This is a genomic window from Pseudoduganella sp. R-31, from assembly GCF_049913235.1.
Classification (GTDB): Bacteria; Pseudomonadota; Gammaproteobacteria; order Burkholderiales; family Burkholderiaceae_D; genus Rugamonas.
In genome coordinates, this window is record NZ_CP183986.1 from 185,397 (window position 1) to 208,982 (window position 23,586).

Consider the following 23,586-nt stretch of genomic DNA (forward strand, 5'->3'; position numbering starts at 1 on the left):
AATCAGTAGTGCGGTGGCGGTTCGTTGATTGGCGTCTGGTTGGATTGCGAGGTCGTGCGCACACGCTCAGCCAAGGCCACCAGCATCGCTTCGAGCTGGTCGATCTGCTTCTGCTGCTCGTAGACGCGCTGGTTCAGCGACTCAACCAGGTCTTCCTGGTGCGCCAGTTTGATTTCAATGTCGATGAATCGGTCTTCGGTGCTCACGGCCTGCTCCTGCCTAAGAAAAAGCAGGTATTTTACTGGAGCGACATCAGGCCAGCCATCGCATCGCCATCACAATGGCCGCCCCTTGCAAGGTACCGACGGAGACGGCAATGCCGAACATCCAGCGTACACACGACCATTTCGATTTCTGGATCTCCGCCATCAGCTCCTTCCTGAGATCGGAGATCAGGCGATCCATCCGGGCTTCAAGTTCAGCTTTGGTGCGATCGATTTTGGTATTCAGCTCGGCCAGCCCGCTATCGATCTTGGTGTTCAACTCGGCCAACCCGTTATCGATCTTGGTGTTCAACTCGGCCAACCCGTTATCGATCTTGTTGTTCAGCTCAGCCAGCCCCTTGTCGACTTTGGACTCCAGGCGGTCTATTGCCATGGAAGCCAAGACTTCCCTAATGATTTCGGCATGAATTTGCGCCTGCTCGGCAGGCACGCCGGCAGCGGTCAGGCGTTGGGCATAGATGAGCGGATCAACGGCATTCATATTGCTATCTCCGGTTGGTCATTATGCAACCAGAATGCCGTAACCGACCACACCGCAGCTTGACGCTGCTCAGCGCTACTTCAGGTAGACCCCGCCGCAGAGAATCAGGTCTTCTTCCGGAACGCAGTACATGGTTTTGGGTTCGATCTTGCCGCTGACAGGATTGTTGAACTTGTAATCCTGCCAGAACGGCACTTTTTTCTTCGCCATTTCGACGCGCTCCTTCACGAACGCCTTGCCGTCGACGTCCTTCAACTCCATCAGGTTCTTGCCGATCATTTTGGCGTTGGCGCCGTGCGCGCGGACCACGCCGTCGGTCCCGTAAACGGTCAGGTACAGGTCGCGGTCCACAAACTGGCCATCCTTCTTGTCGATTTCGGCGAAGGTCTTTTCGCGGCCGTTCGCTTTGAGGTAGGTGATGGCTTTTTTGACCATCGCCTCGGCTTCCGGTTTGGTCACCACATCCGCAGCGCTTGCGAGAGGCGCAGCACCCGTCAGGATGGCGAGCAGGAAAATGCGTGAAAACATGGGAACCTCCTTTCAAAAGGAAGAGTACCCATGCTAGCACTAATCAAGCCGGATTAATGTCGCGCGGAGCCGACAGCAATTCCTTCATGCGCGCCAGGCGTTCGCGCGGCGACAGTACTTCCGATTCCGTCGGCGGGGCGGTGCCGACATCCAGCGCCATCTCCGCGATGAAGCGCGAAATGTCGCATTGCACATGTTCGCCGCCGCGCTTGCGCTTCTTGCACCAGGTGAGCTGCAAGGTGCGCTGCGCGCGCGTGATCCCCACGTACATCAGGCGCCGTTCTTCCTCGATGCGCTGGGCCAGCAATTCCACCGGCGCGTCCGGGTCGCCCTTGTGCGGCAGAATGCCTTCTTCGACGCCGACCAGGAACACGTGCGGATACTCCAGGCCCTTCGACGCGTGCAGCGTCGACATGCGGATCGCGTCGGGCTCTTCGTCCTTGCCATCCAGCATGGACATGAGCGCCACCATCTGGGTCAGCTCCAGGACGTTCTTCTCTTCGCCATCGCGGTCCTTGCCACCGCGGCCGCGATCCTTCAGCCAGTTGACGAAGTCCGTCACGTTGTCCCACTTGCCTTGCGCCGCGCGTTCCTCGAAGGTGTCATACAGGTAGTGCTCGTAGTGCATGCCTTCCATCAGGTCGTCCAGCACTTGCGCCGCGTTGTCGCCGCTGCCCGATGGACCGGGACGCGTGGCGCGCGATTCCAGTTCCAGGATGAAGTTGCAGAAGTCCTGCAGCGGACGCAATTGGCGTTCGTTCAGCACCGCCTCGATGCCGCCCTTGAACACGGCCTCGAACAGCGAGCATTGCCACTTGCCCGAGAAGGAGCCCAGGGCTTCCAGCGTGGACTGGCCGATGCCGCGGCGCGGCGTGGTGGCCGCGCGGATGAAGGCAGGATCGTCGTCCGGATTCGCCATCAGGCGCAGGTAGGCCATGATGTCCTTGATTTCCGCCTTGTCGAAGAAACTCTGGCCGCCGGAAATCGTGTACGGAATACGCTGCGTGCGCAACGCCTGTTCGATCACGCGCGCCTGGTGGTTGCCGCGATACAGGATCGCGTAATCGGCCCACTTGTTCTTGCGCTCGAAGTGGTCGGCCGAAATCATGATCGCCACCTGCTCCGCTTCCTGCTCCTCGTTCGGCATCGAATGCACCTTGATCGGCTCACCGATACCCAGTTCCGACCACAGCGATTTCTCGAACAGCTTGGGATTGTTCTGGATCACCGCATTGGCCGCCTGCAGGATGCGCGTGGTGGAGCGGTAATTCTGTTCCAGCTTGATCAGGCGCAGGTCGGGGAAATCGACCTGCAGCAGCGCCAGGTTTTCCATGGTCGCGCCGCGCCAGCCGTAGATCGCCTGGTCGTCGTCGCCCACGGCGGTGAACATCGGCTTCTTGCCCAGGCCTGTAACCATCAGTTTCACCAGCTCGTACTGGCAGGTATTGGTGTCCTGGTATTCGTCGATCATCAGGTAGCGCAGGCGGCGCTGCCATTTGTCACGCACCGTGTCGTGGTTGCGGAACAGTTCCACCGGCAGGCGGATCAAGTCATCGAAGTCCACTGCCTGGTAGGCAGCCAGCGTGGCGATATAGCTGCCGTAGATGCGCGCCGACTGCGCCTCATCCTCGGTCTGCGCCTGCTTCAGTGCTTCCTCGGGCGTCACCAGGCCGTTCTTCCACAGCGAGATGTCGTTCTGGATGCTGCGGATCAGGTTCTTGTCGGTCGTGATGGCCAAGTCCTGGACCAGCGAGTAGCAATCGTCGCTGTCCATGATTGAAAAACGGTCTTTCAGCCCCAGATGGTTGCATTCCTGGCGCAGGATGCGCACACCGAGGGAATGAAAGGTACAGACGGTCAGCAGCTTGGCCTGGCGCGGCTGCTTGAGCATCTTGCCGACGCGCTCCTGCATTTCCAGCGCCGCCTTGTTGGTAAAGGTAAGCGCGGCGATCGTGCGCGGGTCATAGCCGCGATCCTCGATCATATGGGTAATTTTTTGCGTAATGACGCGCGTCTTGCCCGAGCCGGCCCCCGCCAGTACGAGGGCAGGGCCGTCGAGATAGAGCACGGCTTCGCTCTGTGGGCCGTTAAGGCCGAACTGGGGTGCATTGGACATCCCGGCATTGTACAGAATATAGTGGTACCAATCCCCGAAATAAGCAGGCAGAAGTGTTATGAAATTTGAACATTTGATAGAAGTGAACGACCTCCTCAACCCGCTGATGGACACCATCACCCACCAGCAGTTGTGGCGCGGCCTGGTGCTGCGCGCGGAGTCGCCCAAGCTGTTCGTTCCGCACCTGGACGAAGCGGAAATCTCGGATCGCACCACGGCAGGATTCAGCCGCCGCCTGCGCTATGGCGATGTGGTCATTGAAGACAACGTGGTGCTGCACGAGCCTTATGTGGTGCGCTATGACGTGCCGGCGCAGAAGGACATCAGCGCCTCCAGCCTGACGATGACGATCGAGATGCCGCAACCGGAACGCCTGTACGTGCGCTTCCAGTACGACGACGGCCATGACGCGGCGACCGATGCCGCCAACGCCATGTACGACGACTTCCGCCGCTCCGCTTACCAGGAGTCGGACCTCGACACCATCCGCGTGCTGCGCGAACTGGCCAGCCAGGGCCGCCTGGATTCGAGCCTGAACTGATCTAGCAGCCGGGCGTGCAATCGTTCGGCATCGGCTTGGGCGGGGGCGGCGGTTTTTGCAGCTCTTTCGACAAGTCGCGCAGGGCGGTGCGCAGGCCTTCCTCCACTACCGGATGGTAGAAAGGCATGTCCAGCATACGATCCACGGTCAGCCCGGCCTGGTGTGCCCAGGCCAGCAGGTGGCCGATGTGCTCCGCACGCGGCCCCACCATCTCGGCGCCGAGGAAGCGCCCGCTCCCATACTCCGCATACACCCGCAGCATGCCTTTGTTCTGGCGCATGACGCGGCTGCGTCCCTGGTCGTCGAAGCTGACGGCGCCGATCGCGAAGTGCTCGCGGCCGTTCGACAACTCCTTGTAGCCTTCACCCACGGTGGCGATCTGCGGTTCGCTGAATGTGATGGCAAGCGGCGTGCGGCGCAGTCCCGGCTTCACCTCGGGATAGCTGGCGGCATTGGCGCCGGCTATCTTGCCCTGGTCGGCCGCCTCGGGCAACAACGGGATCTCCGCGCTGGCATCGCCGGCGATGAAGATGCAGCTGTCGCCGCACTGCATGGTGCAACGGTCGAATTTCGGCACGCCGTTCTTGTCCAGCGCCAGCCCGGTGTGGTCGAGGCCAAGGCCGGAAACGTTCGGCGTGCGGCCGGTGGTCACCAGCACGTAGTCGAAACGCTCGATACGCTCTTCGCCTTCGGTATTGCGCGTGCGCAGTTCCAGCCCGTCGCCGGCGCGCGCGATGCCTGCCACTTCGGTGCGGAAGCGAAGGTCCATTTCTTCGCCCAGCGCTTGCGAGGCGGCTGCCAGCACATGCGGGTCCTTCAATTGGGCCACGCTGCTGCCGCGCGCGATGATCGCCACGCGCACGCCGAGCCGGTGCAGGGCCTGGCCCAGCTCCAGGCCAATCACGCCGGCGCCGATCACCGCCACGGAGCGCGGCAAGTCGGTCCATTCGAATACCGCATCGCTGTTGATCACGCGCGGTCCGGCTGCGGCCCATTCCGACGGGATGTCGGGCCGCGAGCCGGTGGCGATGACGACCGCCTGGGCGGCGACCTCCAGGTTGGCGCCGATCTGCAGGCGATTCGGCGCAGTGAATCGCGCACGCCCATGCAGCTTGTCACCGGCCGGCATGGCCGCCACATTCTCCAGCACGAAGCCGACAAAGCGGTCGCGCTCACTGCGTACGCGCTGCATGACGGCCTTGCCGTCGACTTTCAGGCCGCCGGGCTGGACGCCGAAGCCCGGCGCCTCGCGCACCGCATGCGCCGCCTCGGCCGCAGCAATCAGCAGCTTGCTCGGCATGCAGCCGACACGGGCGCAGGTGGTGCCATGCGGGCCGTCCTCGATCAATACCGCATGCTTGCCGGCGTTGCGCGCCGCCCGGTAGGCGCTCAGCCCAGCCGTACCGGCGCCGATCACCGCCACATCGCACTGGATGGTTTCCATCTTGCCTCCGTCATTGGTAATGCATTAGTATGACTTATCTTTTCGCGCTTTGATTAAGCACATCTTATGGAAAATCTGGACTACCGCGCGCTGGCGGTGCTGGATGCCGTTGCCAGCCATGGCAGCTTCGAAAAGGCGGCCAATGCGCTCGGCATCAGCCAGCCGGCCGTATCCCAGCGTATCAAAGCGCTCGAGGATGCGGTAGGCAGGCTGCTGATCGTGCGCGGCTCCCCCGCCGAAGCGACTGGCCTGGGCCAACGCCTCATCTCGCATTACCGCAACGTCAAGCTGATGGAAGCGGCACTCGACATCGACCTTGGCCACGAGACCAGCATGCCTGAAATTGCGATGGCCGTCGATGCCGCCAGCCTGGCGACCTGGCTGCCCCTGGCCCTGCGCCCGCTGCTGTCGCCGCCGCGCTGCCAGCTCGACGTCGAATGTGCCGAGCGCGAGGTAGCGCTGCATTTGCTGCGCGAAGGCGCAGTGTTCGGCTGCGTGGCTGCGCGTGCCGAGGTGCCTGCGCCTGCGGCTGCCGGCTCATCCTCGACGCCCCTGGGCGCCATGCGGCATGTATGCGTAGCCGCGCCTTCTTTTGCGGCGCATTGGTTCGGTGATGGATTCGGCGTTGAGGCCCTGGCGCTGGCGCCGGCCGTGGTGCATGACCGCGACCTGATGGCGCGATTCCTGGCGCGCGAGGCCGGGTATGTGCGGCCGTTCCCGCATCACACCTTGCCGCTGTCGACGGCCTTGAACGATACCATGTTCGGCGGCCTGGCTTACGGCCTGCTGCCGTATCTGCAGGCGGCGCAGGGCTTGTCGCAGGGCGCGCTGGTGGACCTGCTGCCAGGGCGTTTCATCGATGTGGAACTGGACTGGCACTCGTGGGAACTGGACACGCCGTTCACGCATGCACTCACCGAGCAGGTTATTGGCACCGCGCGGCGCTATCTGGTACAGCCTTGAAAACCGGTAAACCTGGGTCAGGCACAAGTGCCTGACCCAATCTGATCATCTGCCGCGGGTTTGTTCGTACGCCGTTGATCTTCTCAAAAAAATCAGGAACGTTTAACCCTGCCTCCAGGCCTTAGCGCTGACAGGGTCAGACCCTTTGGGTCTGACCCTGGTTTACCGGTTTAAATATCGACCGGGTCAACCTCGAGCGACCATTTGACGCGCGTCTTCTGCTCGCGCAGCGCCTGCATCCACTCTTTCAGGAATGCCTGCAGCGCAGGGCGCGACGGCGACTCCACCAGCAACTGCGCGCGCTCCATATTGTGCACGCGCGCCATGCTCATCGGAATCGGGTCGTTGATCGTGATTCCCCCATGCTGCACCAGGTCGCGCGCACCACGCAGGAATTCCAGCGCCAGCTCAAGCTCACGCGCCTCCGCCCGCAGGATGGCCTGGTACAGGTATGGCGGCAAACCGGCCACTTCACGCTCGCCAAGCAGCGAGTTGGCGAAGTAGTCGTAGTCATGCGCCACCAGCGCCGAGAATAGCGGGTGCTCCGGATAGCTGGTCTGCACCAGCACCTCGCTTTCGCTGCCGCCCTGGCGTCCCGCTCGTCCCGCCACCTGCATCAGCTGCGCAAACAGCCGCTCGCTGGCGCGATAGTCCTGCGAAAACAGCGAGCTGTCGGGATTCATGATCCCTACCAGCGTCAGGTTCTTGAAGTCGTGCCCCTTGGCGACCATCTGCGTGCCGACGAGGATATCCACCTCCTGCCGGTGCACGCTGTCGAAAGCTTCCTGCGCACTGCCCTTGCGCCGCGTACTGTCGGCATCGATGCGCAGCACCCGCGCCTGCGGGAACAGCTGCTGCAGGCTCTCCTCGATGCGCTGCGTGCCGCGTCCCAGCGGCTGCAAGTCGATATTGCCGCAGGTCGGACAATGGCGCGGGATGCGCATCTCCAGGCTGCAGTGATGGCAGCGCAGGCGGTAATCCGATTTGTGCAGCACCATCGACGCCGTGCAGCGTTTGCACTCGCTGACCCAGCCGCACGATTCGCAGGTAATCACCGGCGAATATCCGCGCCGGTTCAGGAACAGCAAGGACTGTTCGCCGCGCTCCATGCGCAGCCTGATCGCGTCGACCAGCTGCTCGGTCAACCCTTCCTGCCCGCGCCGGCGCGAGGTATCGATCAGCTTCACGGAAGGCAGCACCGCCTGCTGCACCGCGCGTTCGCGCAATTCCAGCTTGCGGTAGCGGCCCTTCAGGGCATGGTGCCAGCTCTCCAGCGACGGCGTCGCGGAACCCATCACGACGGGAATCTGCAACTGGTGCGCGCGCCATACGGCAAGGTCGCGCGCCGAATAGCGCAAGCCTTCCTGCTGCTTGTACGACGGATCGTGCTCCTCGTCGATCACGATCATCTTCAGGTTCGGCATCGAAGCGAGGATGGACAGGCGCGTGCCCAGCACGATGCGCGCCTTGCCTTCGTGCGCCGCCAGCCAGTGCAGCATGCGCTCGCCCTCCGACAAGCGGCTGTGCAGGGTGGACAGCATCACGCCCGGAAAACGGTTGCGGATATTGGTTTCCAGTTGCGGCGTCAGGTTGATCTCGGGGACCAGCACCAGCACCTGGCCCTGCGGCTCGCGCGCCAGCACCTGTGCACAGGCTTGCAGGTAGACCTCGGTCTTGCCGCTGCCTGTCACGCCATACAGCAGGAAGGGCGCAAAACCCTGGGCGCCGACGATGGCAGCCGCCGCCGCCTGCTGGCCTGCATTCAGCGCGGGCACGTTGGCTGGCGCCGGATCGTGCGGTTCTTCCAGCTTGGCCAGTTTCTTGATGGCGCGGTCCAGCGCGACAGTGCTGCTCACGCGCAGGTTCTTGGGCAGGCCGGGCAAGGCCACTTCGCCGAGCGGGCGCTGGTAATACTCAGCGGCAAAGCCGGCCAGCGCCAGCCATTGCGGCGACAGGGGCGCCAACTGCGTGCGCACGGCCAGCGCAGCTTTCAGCTTTTCCTCGGGGACATCCGTTTCTTCAAGGATATCCACAATGAGGCCGACGACCTCACGCGGGCCGAATGGCACCATTGCCAATTGTCCTACACGCGGCCGCTCTGATATTTCGCAATCCCAGCGGTAATCAAAGACCGCGTTCAGCGGCGTATCCAGGGCAATTCGGAGAATGCAGTGCGCCATCCAGGGCTATCGATCGAGGGTTTTTCAACTATCCACAGAATCTGGGGATAACTTTGTGAACAAAGGGGCGGGAATCCTGAGCAAGCACTAACCTCCAGCTTGCAATCCGGGGAAACCCGGCAAATGACGCCGATTTTTTGCCTTATATTTCAATCACTTACAGCAGACGCCCTAGGAGAGCCAGAAAGCGCATATTTTTCCGCGCTCTGTGTATAAGTGCACCATTTAAGGAGCAGCTTTTCCCCGAAATCAAGCAGTTTTTACAGCTTTTTTAGCGGAAAACGTGCCTGGTGCGCCACAACATCAAGCCAAGCATTGTACACAGGCAGGCACCGCAAGGTTTGTGTTTCCGCAAGCGTTTTCGCCACCGAAAGTCTTGGCGAAATATCATGCAATGCAACATGACGCTAAGACAATTCCTACAAATTCCTACTAAGTGCCGGTTTACAAAGTACTTTTGACTTTTTTCCACAGTTTTTGTGGATAACTTTGTGGAGAATGACCCAACAAGCTCGCTTTCACCTTGGGATAAGGTTTACAAAAGCCGAAACATTGCCTAAAGCAGTAAAAAATAAGCCTTTAAAAATCAATCACTTGCGAATGCGCTGAGAGGAGGGCATTTGCTGCTGCCTCTTATTTCCGCAGTAAAAATTTTTGTGTATAAGTCGCTTCTGCACGAAATAAAAAAGGGCGCCGTAGCGCCCTTTGAACCGGGACTACAGCGATCAGCCGCCACGCAGCTTGCGGCTATGGCTGTGGACAGTATCCACCAGCACCGTCACCGACTCCGGCGGGGTGAACTGGGAAATGCCGTGGCCCAGGTTGAAGACGTGGCCGCTGTCATGCGGTCCATAGGAATCGAGCACGCGGCGCACTTCGGCCGCGATCTGCTCCGGGTTGGCGAACAGGATGGCCGGATCGATATTGCCCTGGAGGGCCATCTTGTGCCCCACCAGCTCGCGAACCTTTCCGATGTTGGCGGTCCAGTCCAGCCCCATGGCGTCGGCGCCGATAGCGGCGATCTCCTCGGCCCAGTGGCCGCCACCCTTGGTGAACACGATGGCGGGGATCTTCACGCCATCTTTTTCGCGCTTCAGCAGGCTCACGACCTGCTGCATGTATTGCAGGGAGAACTGCTGGTAGGCGCCATCGGCCAGCGCACCACCCCACGAGTCGAAGATCATCACGGCCTGGGCGCCGGCGTCGATCTGGGCGTTCAGGTATTCGGCGACTGCGCGGGCGTTGACGTCCAGGATGTGGTGCATCAGGTCCGGGCGCGAGTACATCATCTTCTTGATGGTGTGGAATTCGCGCGAGCCCTGGCCTTCCACCATATAGCAGGCCAGTGTCCATGGGCTGCCCGAGAAGCCGATCAGCGGCACGCGGCCATTCAACTCGGTGCGGATCTGGGTGACTGCCTTGAATACATAGTCCAGCGAGCCCGCTGGCGGCAGTTGCAGCGCCTTGACGTCTTCCTCGGTCTTCAGCGGACGCTCGAACTTCGGGCCCTCGCCTTCCACGAAGTACAGGCCCAGGCCCATGGCGTCCGGCACCGTCAGGATGTCGGAGAACAGGATTGCCGCATCGAGCGGATAGCGGTCGATCGGCTGCAAGGTGACTTCGGTCGCCAGGTCCGGATTGGTCGCCAGTCCCATGAAGGAGCCCGCCTTCTGGCGCGTCGCGCGGTATTCAGGCAGGTAGCGGCCTGCCTGGCGCATCAGCCACACCGGGGTGTACTCGGTCGGCTGGCGCAGCAGCGCACGCAGGAAGGTGTCGTTCTTCAGCGGGGCAAATTGTGGCATGAAAGACAATCTAAAGCGGATAGAAAGGGGGTATTATCGCATCCCTGCCCTGTTTTTACGCGTTTGGAGCGCCCATGACTTCCACTTCCACCGCGCCTTTTGGCACCTGGCCATCGCCGATCAGCGCCGAAATGGTCGCTGCGGGCGCTACGCCGCTGTCTTCGGTCGTCCTGGACGGGGAGGACATCTACTGGCTGGCTGGCCGCGCGTCCGAAGCGGGGCGCACCACCATGATGCGCCGCCAGGGCGCTGCCGGCGCCGCCGAAATCACCCCAATGCCGTTCAACGTGCGCAATCGCGTTCATGAATATGGCGGCGGCGCTTATGCCGTGGCGGGCGGCGTGGTGGTGTTCTCGCACCATGCCGACAACCGGCTGTACCGGCTCGCGCCAGGCGGCGCCGCGGAAGCGTTCACCTCGCCCGGCCGCCAGCGCTTTGCCGATTTCGTGTTTGACCAAGCGCACGCGCGCCTGATCGCAGTGCGCGAGCAGCATCCTGAGGATGATGGCTCGCATGCGCAACCGGTGAATACTATCTGCGCAGTTGGCTTTGATGGCGGCGAGCGCGTACTCGTCATGGGCAATGACTTCTATTCTTCGCCCAGGCTGTCGCCGGATGGCCGTCGCCTGGCGTGGCTGTCGTGGGACCATCCGCGCATGCCGTGGCAGGGCACCGAGCTTTGGGTAGCGGATGTGGAGGCCGATGGTCGTCTCGGCACGCCTTCGCGCGTGGCCGGCGGGCCCCAGGAATCGGTCTGCCAGCCGGAATGGTCGCCTGCCGGCGTGCTGCACTTCGTCTCGGACCGCAGCGGTTGGTGGAACCTGTACTGCCTGCGCGAAGGCGCGGGCGGCACGGCCAGCGCAGTCGAAGCGCTGTGCCCGATGGCGGCGGAGTTTGCGACGCCGCACTGGACCTTCGGCAATTCGCTGTACGGCTTTGGGGCGAACGGCGACATCGTGTGCAGCTATATCGAGCACGGCGTCAGCAAGCTGGCATGCCTGCACGCTGGCAGCACGGTGCTGGCCCCCATCGCCACGCCGTACCAGGAGATCCGCGAACTGCGCGTGGGCGACGGCTATGTGGTCGTGCTGGCAGGCAGCCCGACCATCGCCAGCGAGATCGCCCGCATCGACCTGGCAAGCGGCGCGCGCGAAGTGCTGGAACGCTCGATCGCCGGACTGCCGGCGCTGGGCTACCTGTCCGTCCCCGAAAGCATCAGCTACCCGAGCGCCGGCGCCCGCACCGCTTACGCCTTCTTCTATCCGCCGGCCAACCAGGACGTGCACGCGCCGCAAGGCGAGAAGCCGCCGGTCATCGTCATCAGCCACGGCGGCCCGACCGGCATGGCAGCCAGCACCCTGAGCCTGAAAACGCAATTCTGGACCAGCCGCGGTTTCGGCGTCCTGGACGTGAACTACGGCGGCAGCACGGGCTTTGGCCGCGCCTTCCGCGATGCGCTGAAGGGGCAGTGGGGCATTGTCGACGTCGAGGACTGCATCGCCGGCGCACGCCACCTGGTGGCGCAGGGCTTGGCGGATGGCGAACGCCTGATCATCCGCGGCAGCAGCGCGGGCGGCCTGACGACCTTGTGTGCGCTGACCTTCCACGATGTATTCAAGCTGGGCGCCAGCTACTATGGCGTATCCGACCTGAAAGGGCTGGATGACGATTCGCACAAATTCGAATCGCACTACAACGAATACCTGATCGCGCCGAAGGAACAGGCCAAGGCGGTGTACGCCGAGCGCTCCCCGATCAACCATACCGGTCGCCTGTCGCGCCCGATGATCTTCTTCCAGGGGCTGGACGACAAGGTGGTGCCGCCGCCGCAGTCGGAAGCCATGGTCAACGCGCTGCGCCAGCGCGGCATTCCAGTCGAATATGTGGAACTCGAAGGCGAGGGCCACGGCTTCCGCAAAGCGGACACCATCGTGCGCACGCTGCAGGCGGAGCTGGACTTCTACCAACGCATGTTTGGCTTGACCGGATGAGCGACACCCTGCTGGCGGAATTCGAGGCCCTCGAACAGCCTGAAAAAGCCGTTCTCGCCTTGCTGGCACTGGTGGGCGACCCGATCGGCCGCACCGCCATCCTGGACCTCATGGTGGCGGCCGGCATCCGCGATGTGAACGACCAGCCCTTCACCACCCTGACACTGGACGATCCGCTGCTCAAGCTGGAACGCCTGGCCTTCACCACCGCGGTGATGGGGCGCGGCTATGTCTGCAACGCCCGCCTGCGCTGGCCGGCCATTCGCGCCGCCATCGGCGCCCACCTGCTGGACGATATCTGCAAGGCTTACGAGACGCTCAATCCCATGCGCCAGAACTGGAATGGCGCCTACGAGCCGCGCAGCTACCGCCACGGCGTGGCGCGCCTGCGCATGGCGATGCTGCGCGGGCGCCCGCCGCAGGATGTGCTGCCGCTGCTGTCCGCCTGCATGGTGTGCTACGAAGCGGCGCAACTGCATCCGATTGTCGACATCTTCTCGCGCCCTTTCGAAGCCGGGATGCTGTTGCTGGTGCATCCGGCCTTGCAGGACGATGTGCTGATGCTGCTGGTCCAGCACACCCAGCGCGAACCCGCCCTGGCGCCGCTGGTGCGCGGCTATGCGGAACGCCACCTGCAGCGCCGCCAAGCCGCCGAACAGGAAGCCAGCCCCGCGTTGCGGCTGGCGATGGCGGAACACGCCATCCTGTGCGGCAAGCTGGCCGACGCCATGCGCTTCCTGGAAGGGATGGACGGCGCACTGGCGCAGTGCTTCTCGAGCGCTGTGATGCTGCTGCGCGGCGATGTGGCCGGCGCGATCAACGGCTTTGAAGCCGCGCTGAAATCGATCCGCCGTGAATCCGGCAAGCGCAAACACCTGTTCCAGGGGATCGCCGGCCACCTGTACGTGCTGGCCCTGCTGCGCAGCGGCGACGCCAAACACCTGAAATCGGCGGAGAGCTACCTCGACGTCGCCGTGCACGCCCAGCATAACGCCGACAGCGCCGTCTACCAGCAACTGAGCATGCTGCGCCAGATCCGCGCCGGCACCATGCAGGCCGACCTGGTCACCCAGCGCGCCTGGGAAGCGCCGCTGCAGGCGCAGATGTTCCAATGCATGCTGTATTACTGGCTCGCGCTGCCACAACTGAAGCAGCGCCGCGCCGAGTTGCAGGACCTGTCGCAAGCTGCCGAGGCGGCGGGCTTCATGCTGCTGGCAGCAGGCGCAGAGAGCTTGCTTGGCCACCTGGGCGACGATGCGGCCGCGGGACGCGCAGCGGCCTTGCGCGAGCAGCGTGGCTTTGACGACATGGCCGCCTGGTTCGAACGCCAGGAAGCGTGGCAACGCCAACTGGCAGCCCTGATCAACCTGCAGCAGGGCGGCACCGAGACCGGCGGCGAAATGCGCCTGGTCTGGGCAATCAGTTACGGCGAGCGCCAGGGCATCGCGGAAATTGAACCGCGCGAGCAGAAACGCGACGTGCGCGGCGCCTGGGGCAAGGCGCGCCCGGTCGCGCTCAAGCGCCTGCGCGACGACGCAGCGCAGATGGAATTCCTGACGCCGCAGGACATGCGGGTCGGCAGCGCCATCTTGCCATCGCGCCAGGCCTATTCGTCCGGCCTGCGCTACGACATCGATATCGACCAGGCGGTATTGGCACTGGTCGGCCACCCGCTGGTGTTCTGGATGGACGCGCCGGATACCCGCGTCGAACTGCTGGCCGGCGCACCCGAATTGCTGATCCGTACTCAGAAAGGCCAGCTGCACCTCGCAATGCACCCTGCCATTGAAAACCTGAACGCCAATGTGGTCGTGCTGCGCGAGGCGCCGAATCGCTTGCGCGTGGTCAGCGTGCAGGACGAGCATCGCCGCATCGCGGCCATTGTCGGTGACGGCCTGACAGTGCCGGAGCATGCCAAGGACCAGGTGCTGAAGGCCATCGGCGCCGTGTCGTCGATGGTGACCGTGCAATCCGATATCGGCGGCGGCGCGGCCAGTGTCGAGCAGTGCGATGCCGACTCGCGCCTGCACATCCACCTGCTGCCTTACCAGCAAGGCCTGAAGATGCAGATCCAGGTGCGTCCACTGCGCGATGCGGGGCCGTATTACGCGCCGGGCGCCGGCGCCGAAAACGTGATCGCCGACGTCAATGGCCGCTCGATGCAGGCGCGCCGCAGCCTGGCGGGCGAACGCGATGCGGAGCGCCAGCTGGTGCTCAAGTGCGAAGTGCTGGAACAGGCCACCGAGGAGCATGGCGAATGGCTGCTGGGAGAGCCCGCGCTCTGCCTGCAGCTGCTGGCCGAGTTGCAGGAGCAGGGCGCCGACAAGGTGGTGCTGGCGTGGCCGGAGGGCGAAACCTTCCGCCTTACCAAGCCCGTATACACCAAGCAGCTGCGCCTGAACATCAAGAGCAAGAAGGACTGGTTCGCCGCCAGCGGCCAGTTGGTGGTCGACGAAGACCGCGTGCTGGACCTGCGCTCGCTGCTGGACATGATCCGGGCCAGCAAGAGCCGCTTCATCGCGCTGGGCGACAAGGAGTTCCTCGCTCTTTCGGAAGAACTGCACCGCCGCCTGTCCGAACTGGCCGCCTATGGCGAAGACGACGACGCCGGCATGAAAGTGCACCGCCTGGCCGCCTTCGTGCTGGAAGAACTTGCCAACGATGTCGGCATGGTGGAAGCAGATGCGATGTGGCGCGAACACCTGCAGCGCATCGAGGCCAGTGCCAGCTACACGCCGCAACTGCCAAGCACCCTGCAGGCGGAGTTGCGCGACTACCAGTTGGCTGGCTTCGAATGGCTGGCGCGCCTTGCGCATTGGGGCGTCGGCGCCTGCCTGGCCGACGATATGGGCCTGGGCAAGACCTTGCAGTCGCTGGCCCTGGTGCTGCTGCGCGCGCCGCAGGGACCGACGCTGGTGGTGGCACCGACCTCGGTCTGCCTGAACTGGGCCAGTGAAGCGGCACGCTTTGCGCCGACACTGAATGTGAAGATGTATGCGACCGGCGACCGCGACGATATCGTCACCAATGCCGGGCCGTTCGACCTGGTGATCACCAGCTACGGCCTGCTGCAACTGGAGTCGGAACGGTTCACCAAGCCGAAGTGGCACACCATCGTGCTGGACGAGGCACAGAACATCAAGAATGCCGCCACCAAGCGTTCGCAGGCCGTCATGGCGCTGAAAGGCGACTTCAAGATGGTGGCTACCGGCACCCCGCTGGAAAACCACCTGGGCGAGCTGTGGAACCTGTTCCGCTTCATCAATCCTGGCCTGCTGGGCAGCCACGAACAGTTCAACCTGCGCTTTGCCGGCCCGATCGAGCGCCAGCAGGACCACCGGGCGGAAGTCGGCGCGCGCAATCGCCTGCGCCGCCTGATCGGGCCTTTCGTGCTGCGCCGGACCAAGGCGCAAGTGCTGACCGAACTGCCGGCCCGCACCGAGATCGTGCTGGAAGTCGACCTGTCGCCGGAAGAAACCGCGCTGTACGAGTCGCTGCGCCGCGAGGCGCTGGAAAACCTCGCCTCCATCGAAGGTCCCGCGGACCGGAAGTCGATGCAGATCCTGGCGGAGATCATGAAACTGCGCCGTGCCTGCTGCAACCCGAACCTCGTGGCGCCTTCGCTGCGCCTCGAGTCGAGCAAGCTGGCAGCCTTCGCGCGCCTGCTGGAAGGATTGCTGGAGAACCGCCACAAGGTGCTGGTATTCAGCCAGTTCGTCGATCACCTGTCCCTGATCCGCGCCCATCTCGACCGCAACGGCATTCAGTACCAGTACCTCGACGGCAGCACGCCGATGGCGGCCCGCAAGCAGTCGGTAGACGCCTTCCAGGCCGGCGAAGGCGACGTGTTCCTGATCAGCCTCAAGGCCGGCGGCGTCGGCATCAACCTGACGGCAGCCGACTACGTGATCCACATGGACCCGTGGTGGAATCCCGCCGTGGAAGACCAGGCTTCCGACCGCGCTCACCGCATGGGGCAACCGCGACCGGTCACCATCTACCGCCTGGTGGCACGCAATACAATCGAGGAAGGCATCGTCGAGCTGCACGGCCACAAGCGCGAACTGGCCGACAGCCTGCTCGATGGCAGCGACACCGCCGCTCGCATGACGGCGGAGGACATGCTTGCGATGTTGCACGAGAGCTTGCGCCGCTTCTGACAGGAGATGCTATGCAACTGACATCCATCGCCGCATGCGCCAAGGCGCGCCACCTCGCGACGACCGCTGCGCTGGCCGCAATCTGCCTGGTCGGGGCGCCGGTTTCCGGTTCCGCCGCCACCGCCAACTGTCCGGCCGCCGGGCTGCGCGAAGCGAAAGCCGCAAACTGGCACGTCGCCGACGACGCCCAGCGCCAGGCGCTGGCACTGCAAGCGCTCTCCTGCCTGTCGTCGCCCGATCCCGTCGAGCGCGATGGACTGGCCTTCGAAGCGCTGCAAGCCTGGATGCGCGCCGACAAGCTCGATACCGCCACAGTGCAGGAGCTGCGCACCCGCCTGGCCGCGCAACTGCAGGCGCCGGATCCGCAAGGTTTCGCGCGCCCTTTCGCCGCCCTGGTGCTGGCCGACGTGGCGCGGGTGGACCGCATCAAGCCTTACCTCTCCACCGACCAGCGCGCGCAACTGGTGCGCGCCGCGACGGAATACCTGCGCGGCGTGAACGACTACCGCGGTTTCGACGAAAAGCAAGGCTGGCGCCACGGCGTTGCCCATGCCGCCGACATCATGCTGCAGCTCTCGCTCAATCCAGCTTTGACCCGTGCCGAGCATGAGCAAATGCTGGCAGCCATCGCCAGCCAGGTTGCGCCGCCAGGCGAGCATTTCTATCACTATGGCGAAGGCGAACGCCTGATGGCTCCCATCTTCTACCTGTCGCGCGCCAAATCGCTGCAATGCAGCGACTGGGACGCCTGGTTTGCGCGCCTGGCCGCGGCACCGGCATCCAGCGGCACGCAGCAGGCCAGGCTGGCCCGCAAGCACAACCTGAACGGCTTCCTGCAGCCGCTTTACATCAACATCAGCGAAAGCAAGGACGAAGCGCAGCGCAACTGCCTGAAGCCACTGCTTCTGCGCGCATTGAAGCAGGCCGCCGAATGAACGTGCAACAAGCCCTGGCCTTTGTCGAACACCACGGTGTCGTGCTGGCCTCGGCGCGCGGCAACGTGCCAACGTTGACCGAAGCCATCGCTGGCGCCCCGATCAAGGGGAGCTGGTGGGGCCATCCTGAAGGCAAGCGCATTTTCGCGGTGCTCAGCGAAGTGCAGGAGCACGACGACGTTCTGGTCTGCCGCCTGCTGGCGGGAAAACTGACGCTGGTACACCGCCGCCTGTGGCCCGCCCTGGCGGCGTTGGCGGGCGAACTGCCTGCCGACGCGCTGGCGCGGGTACGGCAGGTGCATACCGCCACCGGCAAGCATGTCAACGAGGAGATCCCTTTTCCACAATGGCTCCCGCCCGATGCAGCCGCGGAAGCCGCAAGCATGGCCCCCGACAAGGCGCGGACGGCACTCAGCTTGTGATAATCTCCCACGCTGCACTAGCAAGAGGTTGAATTATGATGAAGACCAAAATCGCCCTCGCCGCGATGATGTTGAGCCTGGCCCTGTCGCCAGCCGACGCTGCGACGAAGGCCAAGAAATCCAATGCACCGGCGAAAACCGCCGTCAGCAAGAAGTCCGGCAGCAGCAAGGGCAAAACGAGCAAATCGTCGTCCAGGTCAAGCAAGGGCAGCAAGTCCGGCGGCAAGTCCGCCAGCAAATCCAGGGCGGATAAGGCCAAACCGGCCGTCGCCAGCAAGCCGCTGCCGGCTGAACGCCGCCAGGACAAGGCTTTCGACAGCCAGGCCAACCAGTTCCTGGGCGCGCTGTGGCGCATCGATCCGGAGACTGCGATCTCCGTCGGCAAGTACGACACTGCTGCGCAGCTAAGCGTCCCCGACCAGGCTTTCCGCGACCAGCAACTCGCCTTCATTGACGAATGGCTGGATAAATTCGGCAAGATCGACGCCAGGCAGCTCTCGCCGAAACAGCGCAGCGACCTTGGCCTGCTGCAGAACAAGCTGAATTCGGACCGCTGGTACCTGACGACTTTCCGCGAGTGGGAATGGAACCCCGCGCTCTACAACATCGCCAGCCCGATCGACTTCGTGCTGAACACCGAATATGCCGCACGGCCGCAGCGCCTGCGCACCCTGCTGCGCCGCATCGCCAGCGTACCGGCGTATTACGAAGCCGCACGCAACAACATCAAGAACCCAACGCGCGAGCACGTGAAGCTGGCCATCGACCAGGCGCCTGGCGTGCTGGCCGTGCTGGCCGACCTGGACAAGCAGGCACAGGACTCGATCCTCAATGCCAACGAAAAGAACCTGTACGCGCAGCGTATCGCCGCCGCCAAGGTAGCCGTGGAGGCTTATGCAGCCTGGCTCGGTGAGCTGGACAAGTCGCTGGCTGTCAGCGGCGCGCGCTCCTTCCGCATCGGCAAGGAGATGTACGAAGCGAAGTTCGGCTACGACATCCAGTCCGGCAGCAATGCCGAACAGACTTACCAGAAGGCGCTGGCGGCCCGCGAACAACTGCTGTCGAACATGGACCGCATTTCGGACGACCTGTGGCCGAAATACCTGGCGGACAAGGCCAAGCCGTCCGACCGCTTCGCGAAGATCGGCATGATGATCGACACGCTGTCGTCCAGGCACGTGGCGCGCGAAGAATTCTTCCCCGAGATCCGCCGTCAGATTCCTGTGCTGCAGGACTGGGTGGTCAAGAACGACCTGCTGACGCTCGATCCGAACAAGCCGCTGGTGGTGCGCGAGACGCCGGCCTACCAGCGCGGCGTGGCCGGCGCCAGCATCGAAGCTCCAGGCCCTTACCGCCCGCAGGACCGCACCTACTACAACGTGACGCCTCTGGACGACGCCACGCCGGAACAGGCCGAATCCACGCTGCGCGAATACAACCACTGGATCCTGCAGATCCTGAACATGCACGAGGCGATCCCTGGTCACTATGCGCAGCTGGTGTATGCCAACAAATCGCCGTCGATCGTGAAGTCGATCTTCGGCAACGGCGCCATGGTGGAAGGCTGGGCGGTGTACAGCGAACGCATGATGCTGGAATCGGGCTACGGCAACAACGAGCCTGAAATGTGGCTGATGTACTCGAAGTGGAACCTGCGCAGCGTGACCAACACCATCCTCGATTACAGCGTGCACGTGCAGGGCATGACGGAGCCGGAGGCGATCGACCTGCTGACCCGCCAGGCCTTCCAGACTGCCGCCGAAGCGAAAGAGAAATGGCGCCGCGCGCAGCTCACCTCGGTGCAGCTCACTAGCTATTTCTCGGGCTACTCGGAAATCATGGAATTGCGCGAGCAGCGCCGCGCCGCCCTGGGCAGCAAGTTCTCGCTGAAAGACTTCCACGAAGACTTCCTGAGCTACGGCAGCGCACCTGTGCGCGTGATCAAAGAGCTGATGCAGTAATCAGTCTAGGCTGCTCCCATGCCCCGCGCACGCCGCGGGATGATTCTGCTAACATGAATCGAGGGAGTGGCCATGACCATGCCGATCCAGTTTGATACAGCTCAATTCGTTAAAACACTGGTTGATGCTGGCGTGCTGCGTGAGCATGCCGAGGCGCACGCCGACGCTTTGAAACTTGCGCTGAGTCAACCGGTGGCGAATGATGCAGATCTAGCCATATCACGTGCAGAAATGCGTACTTTGCTTGCTGAACTTGAGTTGCGGCTGACGAAGAAGATGCGGCCGCTCTGGGTCTTGAATATCATTACCCTGATACTCGTCAGCGCAAATACGGTAAAGATCTTCTTCTGATCCTTAGTCCGCTTTTTCTTCCGGTGCAGTGGTCGCCTTGACGAACATCGGCGACAGGATCACGCCAATTTCAAACAGCAGCCACATCGGGATAGCCAGCGAGAACTGGCTGACGATATCCGGCGGGGTCACGATCGCTGCGATCACGAAGGCCGCCACGATCACATAGCCGCGCCATTCCCTCAGCTTGGCGACCGACACCAGCCCCATGCGCACCAGCACCACCACCACCACCGGCACTTCGAAAGCGCAGCCGAAAGCCAGGCACATTGACATCACGAAGTCGAGGTAGTTCTCGATATCCGGCATCACCGCAATCGAAGTCGGCGACACCTGGTTGATGAAGGCGAACACCTTGCCGAACACCAGGAAATAACAGAACGCCACACCCGCCATGAACAGGGCGGAGGAGGCAATCACCAGCGGCGCGACCAGCTTCTTTTCATGCGCGTACAGGCCGGGGGCAACGAAAGCCCACATCTGGTACAGCACCCACGGCAGCGACAGGATGAAGCCGAACAGCAGCGTCACCTTCATCGGCACCAGGAAGGGCGAGATCACGCTGGTGGCGATCATTTTCGAGCCCACCGGCATGGCGGCAATCATCGGCGCGGCGATCAAGTCATAGATCTTGGAGGGGCCGATACCGAAGCCGATCAGCGCCGTCATCACCACGATGCCGATGCTGGCCTTGACCAGGCGATCGCGCAGCTCAACCAGATGGCTGATGAAGGTCTCTTCGACGGGTTCTTGTTGACTCATTTAGAAAAACGATGCGTTCTTGCGGCTGCCGGGGCGGTGGCGCTTCATGCGCGCCGCGCCGGAGATGACGTGGGTGCGGACGCCGGCCTGCTGCTTGTACCACAACGGCACGGCAGAACTGCGCACCACGCGCTTGCGGCGGAAATCCTTGGCCTTGCGCGCCATGTCTTCGCTGGTCGGGGTGTACAGGTCCAGCGAAGGCGTCGTGACCGGGTCTTCATTGCGAAACGCCGCCTCCACTTCCCGCATATCCTTGCCGATGGAGTTTTCCATCTCGTCCTTGAAGGTGCTGGCGGCTTCTTCGGCCTGCTTGCGCAGGTTCTTCAGCTCGTCCAGCTCCATTTCACGGGAGACTTCGGATTTGACGTCGTTCAGGTAACGCTGGGCGCGGCCGTACAGCGTCCCGGCCATGCGCGCCACCTTGGGCAGCTTTTCAGGACCGATGACGACCAGGGCCACTACCCCGATGACGGCGATTTTGGTAAGACCGAGGTCGATCATTGCTGGTTACTGCTTATTCTTTTCCTTGGCTTCGACTTCGATGGTGCCCTTGTCGGTCACCTGCGCTGCCGGAGGAGCTGGCTGTGCCGGCTTCTCTTCATCCGCGCCCTTGACGCCATCCTTGAAGCCCTTGACGGCCTTGCCCAGGTCGGAGCCGATATTGCCCAGTTTCTTGGTGCCGAAGACCAGCATGACAATCACCAGAACGATCAGCCAGTGCCAAATGCTAAAAGAACCCATTACAAAACCCCTAAAAAAATCATTCGTTGGGACAGTATACGCGAAGCGCACCCTGTCATGTGCTTGTCATAATCTCAAGTCCGCATGCCGCGCCATGGACGCGGGCCGCCGTACAGGTGCATATGCAGGTGGTACACCTCCTGGCCGCCATCGGGACCGCTGTTGATCAGGGTCTTGTAGCCGCGTGTCGGCGTGCCATCTGCCTCGTAGGCAACGGCAATATCATGCTGCTCAGCCAGTTGCGGCACCAGCGCCAGCATCTTGCCCAGCAGGGGCGCGTGCTCCGGCTTGCAGTCAGACAGGGTCGACAAGTGCTGTTTCGGGATGATCAGCAAGTGTACCGGCGCGGCCGGGTGGATGTCCTTAAACACCATCAAGTCGTCGTCTTCGTGCACCACGGTCGACGGGATCTGTTTCGCTGCAATCTTGCAGAACAAGCAATTTTCCACTTTTATTCCTTACGGGATGCTTTTTCTTCCAGGCCGGACAGGCCTTCGCGGCGCGCCAGCTCATCGAGTACCTGCTGCGGCGACAAATCGAATTGCGCCAGCAGCACCAGCGAATGGAACCACAGGTCGGCGCATTCGTACAGCACTTTCGAAGCATCGCCGCTGACGCGGGCGTCTTTTGCCGCCATCACGGTCTCGGTGGCTTCCTCGCCGATCTTTTTCAGGATCGCATCGTCGCCTTTGGAAAACAGCTTGGCGACGTAGGAGGACGACGGGTCGCCGCCCTTGCGCGATTCGATGGTGGCCGCCACGCGGTCCAGTACATTGCTCATTTCTTAGCTTCCGCGTAAATCTCTTCAGGATCTTTCAAGACCGGCTCGGTGTTCTGCCAGTCGCCATTCTCGAACTTGTTGAAGAAGCAGGAGTGGCGGCCGGTGTGGCAGGCGATATCGCCTTCCTGTTCGATCTTCAGCAGCACCACGTCTTCGTCGCAATCAAGGCGGATTTCCAGCACTTTCTGCACGTGGCCGGACTCTTCGCCCTTGTGCCACAGCTTCTTGCGCGAGCGGCTCCAGTAGACGGCCTCGCCCAGCTCAACAGTCTTGTAGAGCGCATCCCGGTTCATCCACGCGAACATCAGCACATCGTTGCTGCCGGCTTCCTGTGCGATGACAGGCACCAGGCCATGTTCGTCCCACTTCACCTTGTTCAGCCATTTGGCTTTGGCGACATTAGCTGCAATTGCGGTAGCCATTGTGTGTTCCCCGAAGTTTAAGAAAGGCGCATGGGAATCCCCTGCGCCGCCATGAATTGCTTGGCTTCCTGTACGGTGTGCTGGCCGTAGTGGAAGATGCTCGCCGCCAGCACCGCATCGGCGTGGCCCAGCTTGACGCCGTCGGCCAGGTCTTGCAGGCCGCCTACGCCGCCGGAGGCGATCACCGGGATGCTGACCGCATCGCTCACGGCGCGCGTCAGGCCCAGGTCAAAGCCGGACTTGGTGCCGTCGCGATCCATGCTGGTCAGCAGCAGTTCACCGGCGCCCAGCTCGGCCATCTTGCGCGCCCATTCCACGGCATCCAGGCCGGTCGCGTTGCGGCCGCCGTGGGTGAACACTTCCCACTTGCCGGGAGCGACGTTCTTGGCGTCGATCGCCACCACGATACACTGGCTGCCGTGCTTTTGCGAAGCCTCGTACACCAGCTGCGGATTGGTCACGGCGGAGGTGTTCATGCTCACCTTGTCCGCGCCGGCGTTCAGCAGGCGGCGCACATCTTCGACCTTGCGCACGCCGCCACCCACCGTCAGGGGGATGAAGACTTGCGAGGCCACGGCTTCGATGATGTGCAGGATCAAGTCGCGGTTGTCGCTCGAAGCAGTAATGTCGAGGAAGGTCAGTTCGTCCGCACCCTGCTCGTCGTATCGGCGTGCGATTTCCACCGGATCGCCGGCGTCGCGCAGCTCGGTGAAGTTGACCCCTTTCACGACGCGGCCATCGGTCACGTCGAGGCAGGGGATGATGCGTTTAGCCAGCATAT

22 protein-coding genes are annotated in these 23,586 nt (G+C 62.8%); 8 read left to right on the forward strand and 14 right to left on the reverse strand.

The features are described from left to right. Positions 1-2: 2 nt before the first annotated feature. The 4 genes from ACN9MY_RS00785 to ACN9MY_RS00800 all read right to left on the reverse strand — a co-directional run bounded on the left by ACN9MY_RS00785 (position 3) and on the right by ACN9MY_RS00800 (position 3,349). On the reverse strand, positions 3-206 hold the full coding sequence (locus tag ACN9MY_RS00785; RefSeq protein ID WP_426166579.1) for a SlyX family protein: 204 nt from the start codon (positions 204-206) through the stop codon (positions 3-5). Positions 207-252: 46 nt separating this feature from the next. Further along, a complete protein-coding gene (locus ACN9MY_RS00790) occupies positions 253-705 on the reverse strand; it encodes a hypothetical protein (RefSeq protein WP_426319930.1) in 453 nt (150 codons plus the stop codon). A gap of 75 nt (positions 706-780) precedes the next feature. Then, a complete protein-coding gene (locus tag ACN9MY_RS00795; RefSeq protein ID WP_426166583.1) occupies positions 781-1,233 on the reverse strand; it encodes a cache domain-containing protein in 453 nt (150 codons plus the stop codon). 43 nt (positions 1,234-1,276) lie between these two features. After that, positions 1,277-3,349: a UvrD-helicase domain-containing protein gene (locus ACN9MY_RS00800; protein WP_426166585.1), complete on the reverse strand. Its 2,073-nt coding sequence runs from the start codon at positions 3,347-3,349 to the stop codon at positions 1,277-1,279. A 58-nt stretch (positions 3,350-3,407) separates the two neighbouring features. Here ACN9MY_RS00800 and ACN9MY_RS00805 point away from each other — a divergent pair, with 58 nt between their 5' ends. Then, entirely contained in the window at positions 3,408-3,890 is a 483-nt protein-coding gene (locus ACN9MY_RS00805; protein ID WP_426166587.1) for an AtaL-like protein, read from the forward strand. 1 nt (position 3,891) lies between these two features. On the opposite strand, the gene ACN9MY_RS00810 is transcribed toward ACN9MY_RS00805, so the two are convergent. After that, positions 3,892-5,334: a dihydrolipoyl dehydrogenase gene (locus ACN9MY_RS00810; RefSeq protein ID WP_426166589.1), complete on the reverse strand. Its 1,443-nt coding sequence runs from the start codon at positions 5,332-5,334 to the stop codon at positions 3,892-3,894. 66 nt (positions 5,335-5,400) lie between these two features. On the opposite strand from ACN9MY_RS00810, the gene ACN9MY_RS00815 reads away from it, so the two are divergent. Beyond that, positions 5,401-6,297, forward strand: a complete 897-nt coding sequence (locus tag ACN9MY_RS00815; RefSeq protein ID WP_426319934.1) for an ArgP/LysG family DNA-binding transcriptional regulator — start codon at positions 5,401-5,403, stop codon at positions 6,295-6,297. Between the two features lie 170 nt (positions 6,298-6,467). Here ACN9MY_RS00815 and ACN9MY_RS00820 read toward each other — a convergent pair whose 3' ends face one another. Then, entirely contained in the window at positions 6,468-8,477 is a 2,010-nt protein-coding gene (locus tag ACN9MY_RS00820) for a primosomal protein N' (RefSeq protein WP_426319936.1), read from the reverse strand. Between the two features lie 725 nt (positions 8,478-9,202). Continuing rightward, the gene (gene hemE / locus ACN9MY_RS00825; protein ID WP_426166595.1) at positions 9,203-10,279 is read right to left on the reverse strand and encodes a uroporphyrinogen decarboxylase; all 1,077 of its coding nucleotides are present in this window, start codon (positions 10,277-10,279) and stop codon (positions 9,203-9,205) included. A gap of 74 nt (positions 10,280-10,353) precedes the next feature. Here hemE and ACN9MY_RS00830 point away from each other — a divergent pair, with 74 nt between their 5' ends. The 6 genes from ACN9MY_RS00830 (at position 10,354) to ACN9MY_RS00855 (ending at position 20,099) form a co-directional block, all read left to right on the forward strand. Next, complete coding sequence (locus ACN9MY_RS00830) at positions 10,354-12,270, forward strand: prolyl oligopeptidase family serine peptidase (RefSeq protein WP_426319938.1); 1,917 nt, start codon at positions 10,354-10,356, stop codon at positions 12,268-12,270. After that, a complete protein-coding gene (locus tag ACN9MY_RS00835; protein ID WP_426336728.1) occupies positions 12,267-16,430 on the forward strand; it encodes an SNF2-related protein in 4,164 nt (1,387 codons plus the stop codon). The genes ACN9MY_RS00830 and ACN9MY_RS00835 overlap by 4 nt, the downstream gene beginning before the upstream one ends. A gap of 11 nt (positions 16,431-16,441) precedes the next feature. After that, positions 16,442-17,365 (forward strand): DUF2785 domain-containing protein, encoded by a 924-nt coding sequence (locus ACN9MY_RS00840; RefSeq protein WP_426336729.1) that lies wholly within the window; start codon positions 16,442-16,444, stop codon positions 17,363-17,365. Further along, a complete protein-coding gene (locus ACN9MY_RS00845) occupies positions 17,362-17,787 on the forward strand; it encodes a hypothetical protein (protein WP_426166602.1) in 426 nt (141 codons plus the stop codon). The genes ACN9MY_RS00840 and ACN9MY_RS00845 overlap by 4 nt, the downstream gene beginning before the upstream one ends. A 35-nt stretch (positions 17,788-17,822) precedes the next feature. Further along, positions 17,823-19,748, forward strand: a complete 1,926-nt coding sequence (locus ACN9MY_RS00850) for a DUF885 domain-containing protein (RefSeq protein WP_426166604.1) — start codon at positions 17,823-17,825, stop codon at positions 19,746-19,748. Between the two features lie 72 nt (positions 19,749-19,820). Further along, positions 19,821-20,099 (forward strand): hypothetical protein, encoded by a 279-nt coding sequence (locus tag ACN9MY_RS00855; protein ID WP_426166606.1) that lies wholly within the window; start codon positions 19,821-19,823, stop codon positions 20,097-20,099. 3 nt (positions 20,100-20,102) lie between these two features. On the opposite strand, the gene tatC is transcribed toward ACN9MY_RS00855, so the two are convergent. The 7 genes from tatC to hisF all read right to left on the reverse strand — a co-directional run bounded on the left by tatC (position 20,103) and on the right by hisF (position 23,584). Further along, on the reverse strand, positions 20,103-20,861 hold the full coding sequence (gene tatC / locus ACN9MY_RS00860) for a twin-arginine translocase subunit TatC (protein ID WP_426166608.1): 759 nt from the start codon (positions 20,859-20,861) through the stop codon (positions 20,103-20,105). Then, positions 20,862-21,362 carry a Sec-independent protein translocase protein TatB gene (tatB, locus tag ACN9MY_RS00865; RefSeq protein WP_426166609.1) on the reverse strand — a complete coding sequence of 167 codons (501 nt, stop codon included), beginning with the start codon at positions 21,360-21,362 and terminating at the stop codon, positions 20,862-20,864. A gap of 6 nt (positions 21,363-21,368) precedes the next feature. Then, positions 21,369-21,602, reverse strand: coding sequence for a Sec-independent protein translocase subunit TatA (gene tatA, locus ACN9MY_RS00870; protein WP_426166610.1), 234 nt, complete (start codon positions 21,600-21,602; stop codon positions 21,369-21,371). 74 nt (positions 21,603-21,676) lie between these two features. Then, positions 21,677-22,051, reverse strand: a complete 375-nt coding sequence (locus tag ACN9MY_RS00875) for a histidine triad nucleotide-binding protein (RefSeq protein ID WP_130316485.1) — start codon at positions 22,049-22,051, stop codon at positions 21,677-21,679. Between the two features lie 2 nt (positions 22,052-22,053). Continuing rightward, positions 22,054-22,383 carry a phosphoribosyl-ATP diphosphatase gene (locus ACN9MY_RS00880; RefSeq protein ID WP_057265682.1) on the reverse strand — a complete coding sequence of 110 codons (330 nt, stop codon included), beginning with the start codon at positions 22,381-22,383 and terminating at the stop codon, positions 22,054-22,056. Next, positions 22,380-22,805, reverse strand: coding sequence for a phosphoribosyl-AMP cyclohydrolase (hisI, locus tag ACN9MY_RS00885; protein ID WP_426166611.1), 426 nt, complete (start codon positions 22,803-22,805; stop codon positions 22,380-22,382). The genes ACN9MY_RS00880 and hisI overlap by 4 nt, the downstream gene beginning before the upstream one ends. 17 nt (positions 22,806-22,822) lie before the next feature. Then, entirely contained in the window at positions 22,823-23,584 is a 762-nt protein-coding gene (gene hisF / locus ACN9MY_RS00890) for an imidazole glycerol phosphate synthase subunit HisF (protein WP_426166612.1), read from the reverse strand. Positions 23,585-23,586 lie beyond the last annotated feature (2 nt).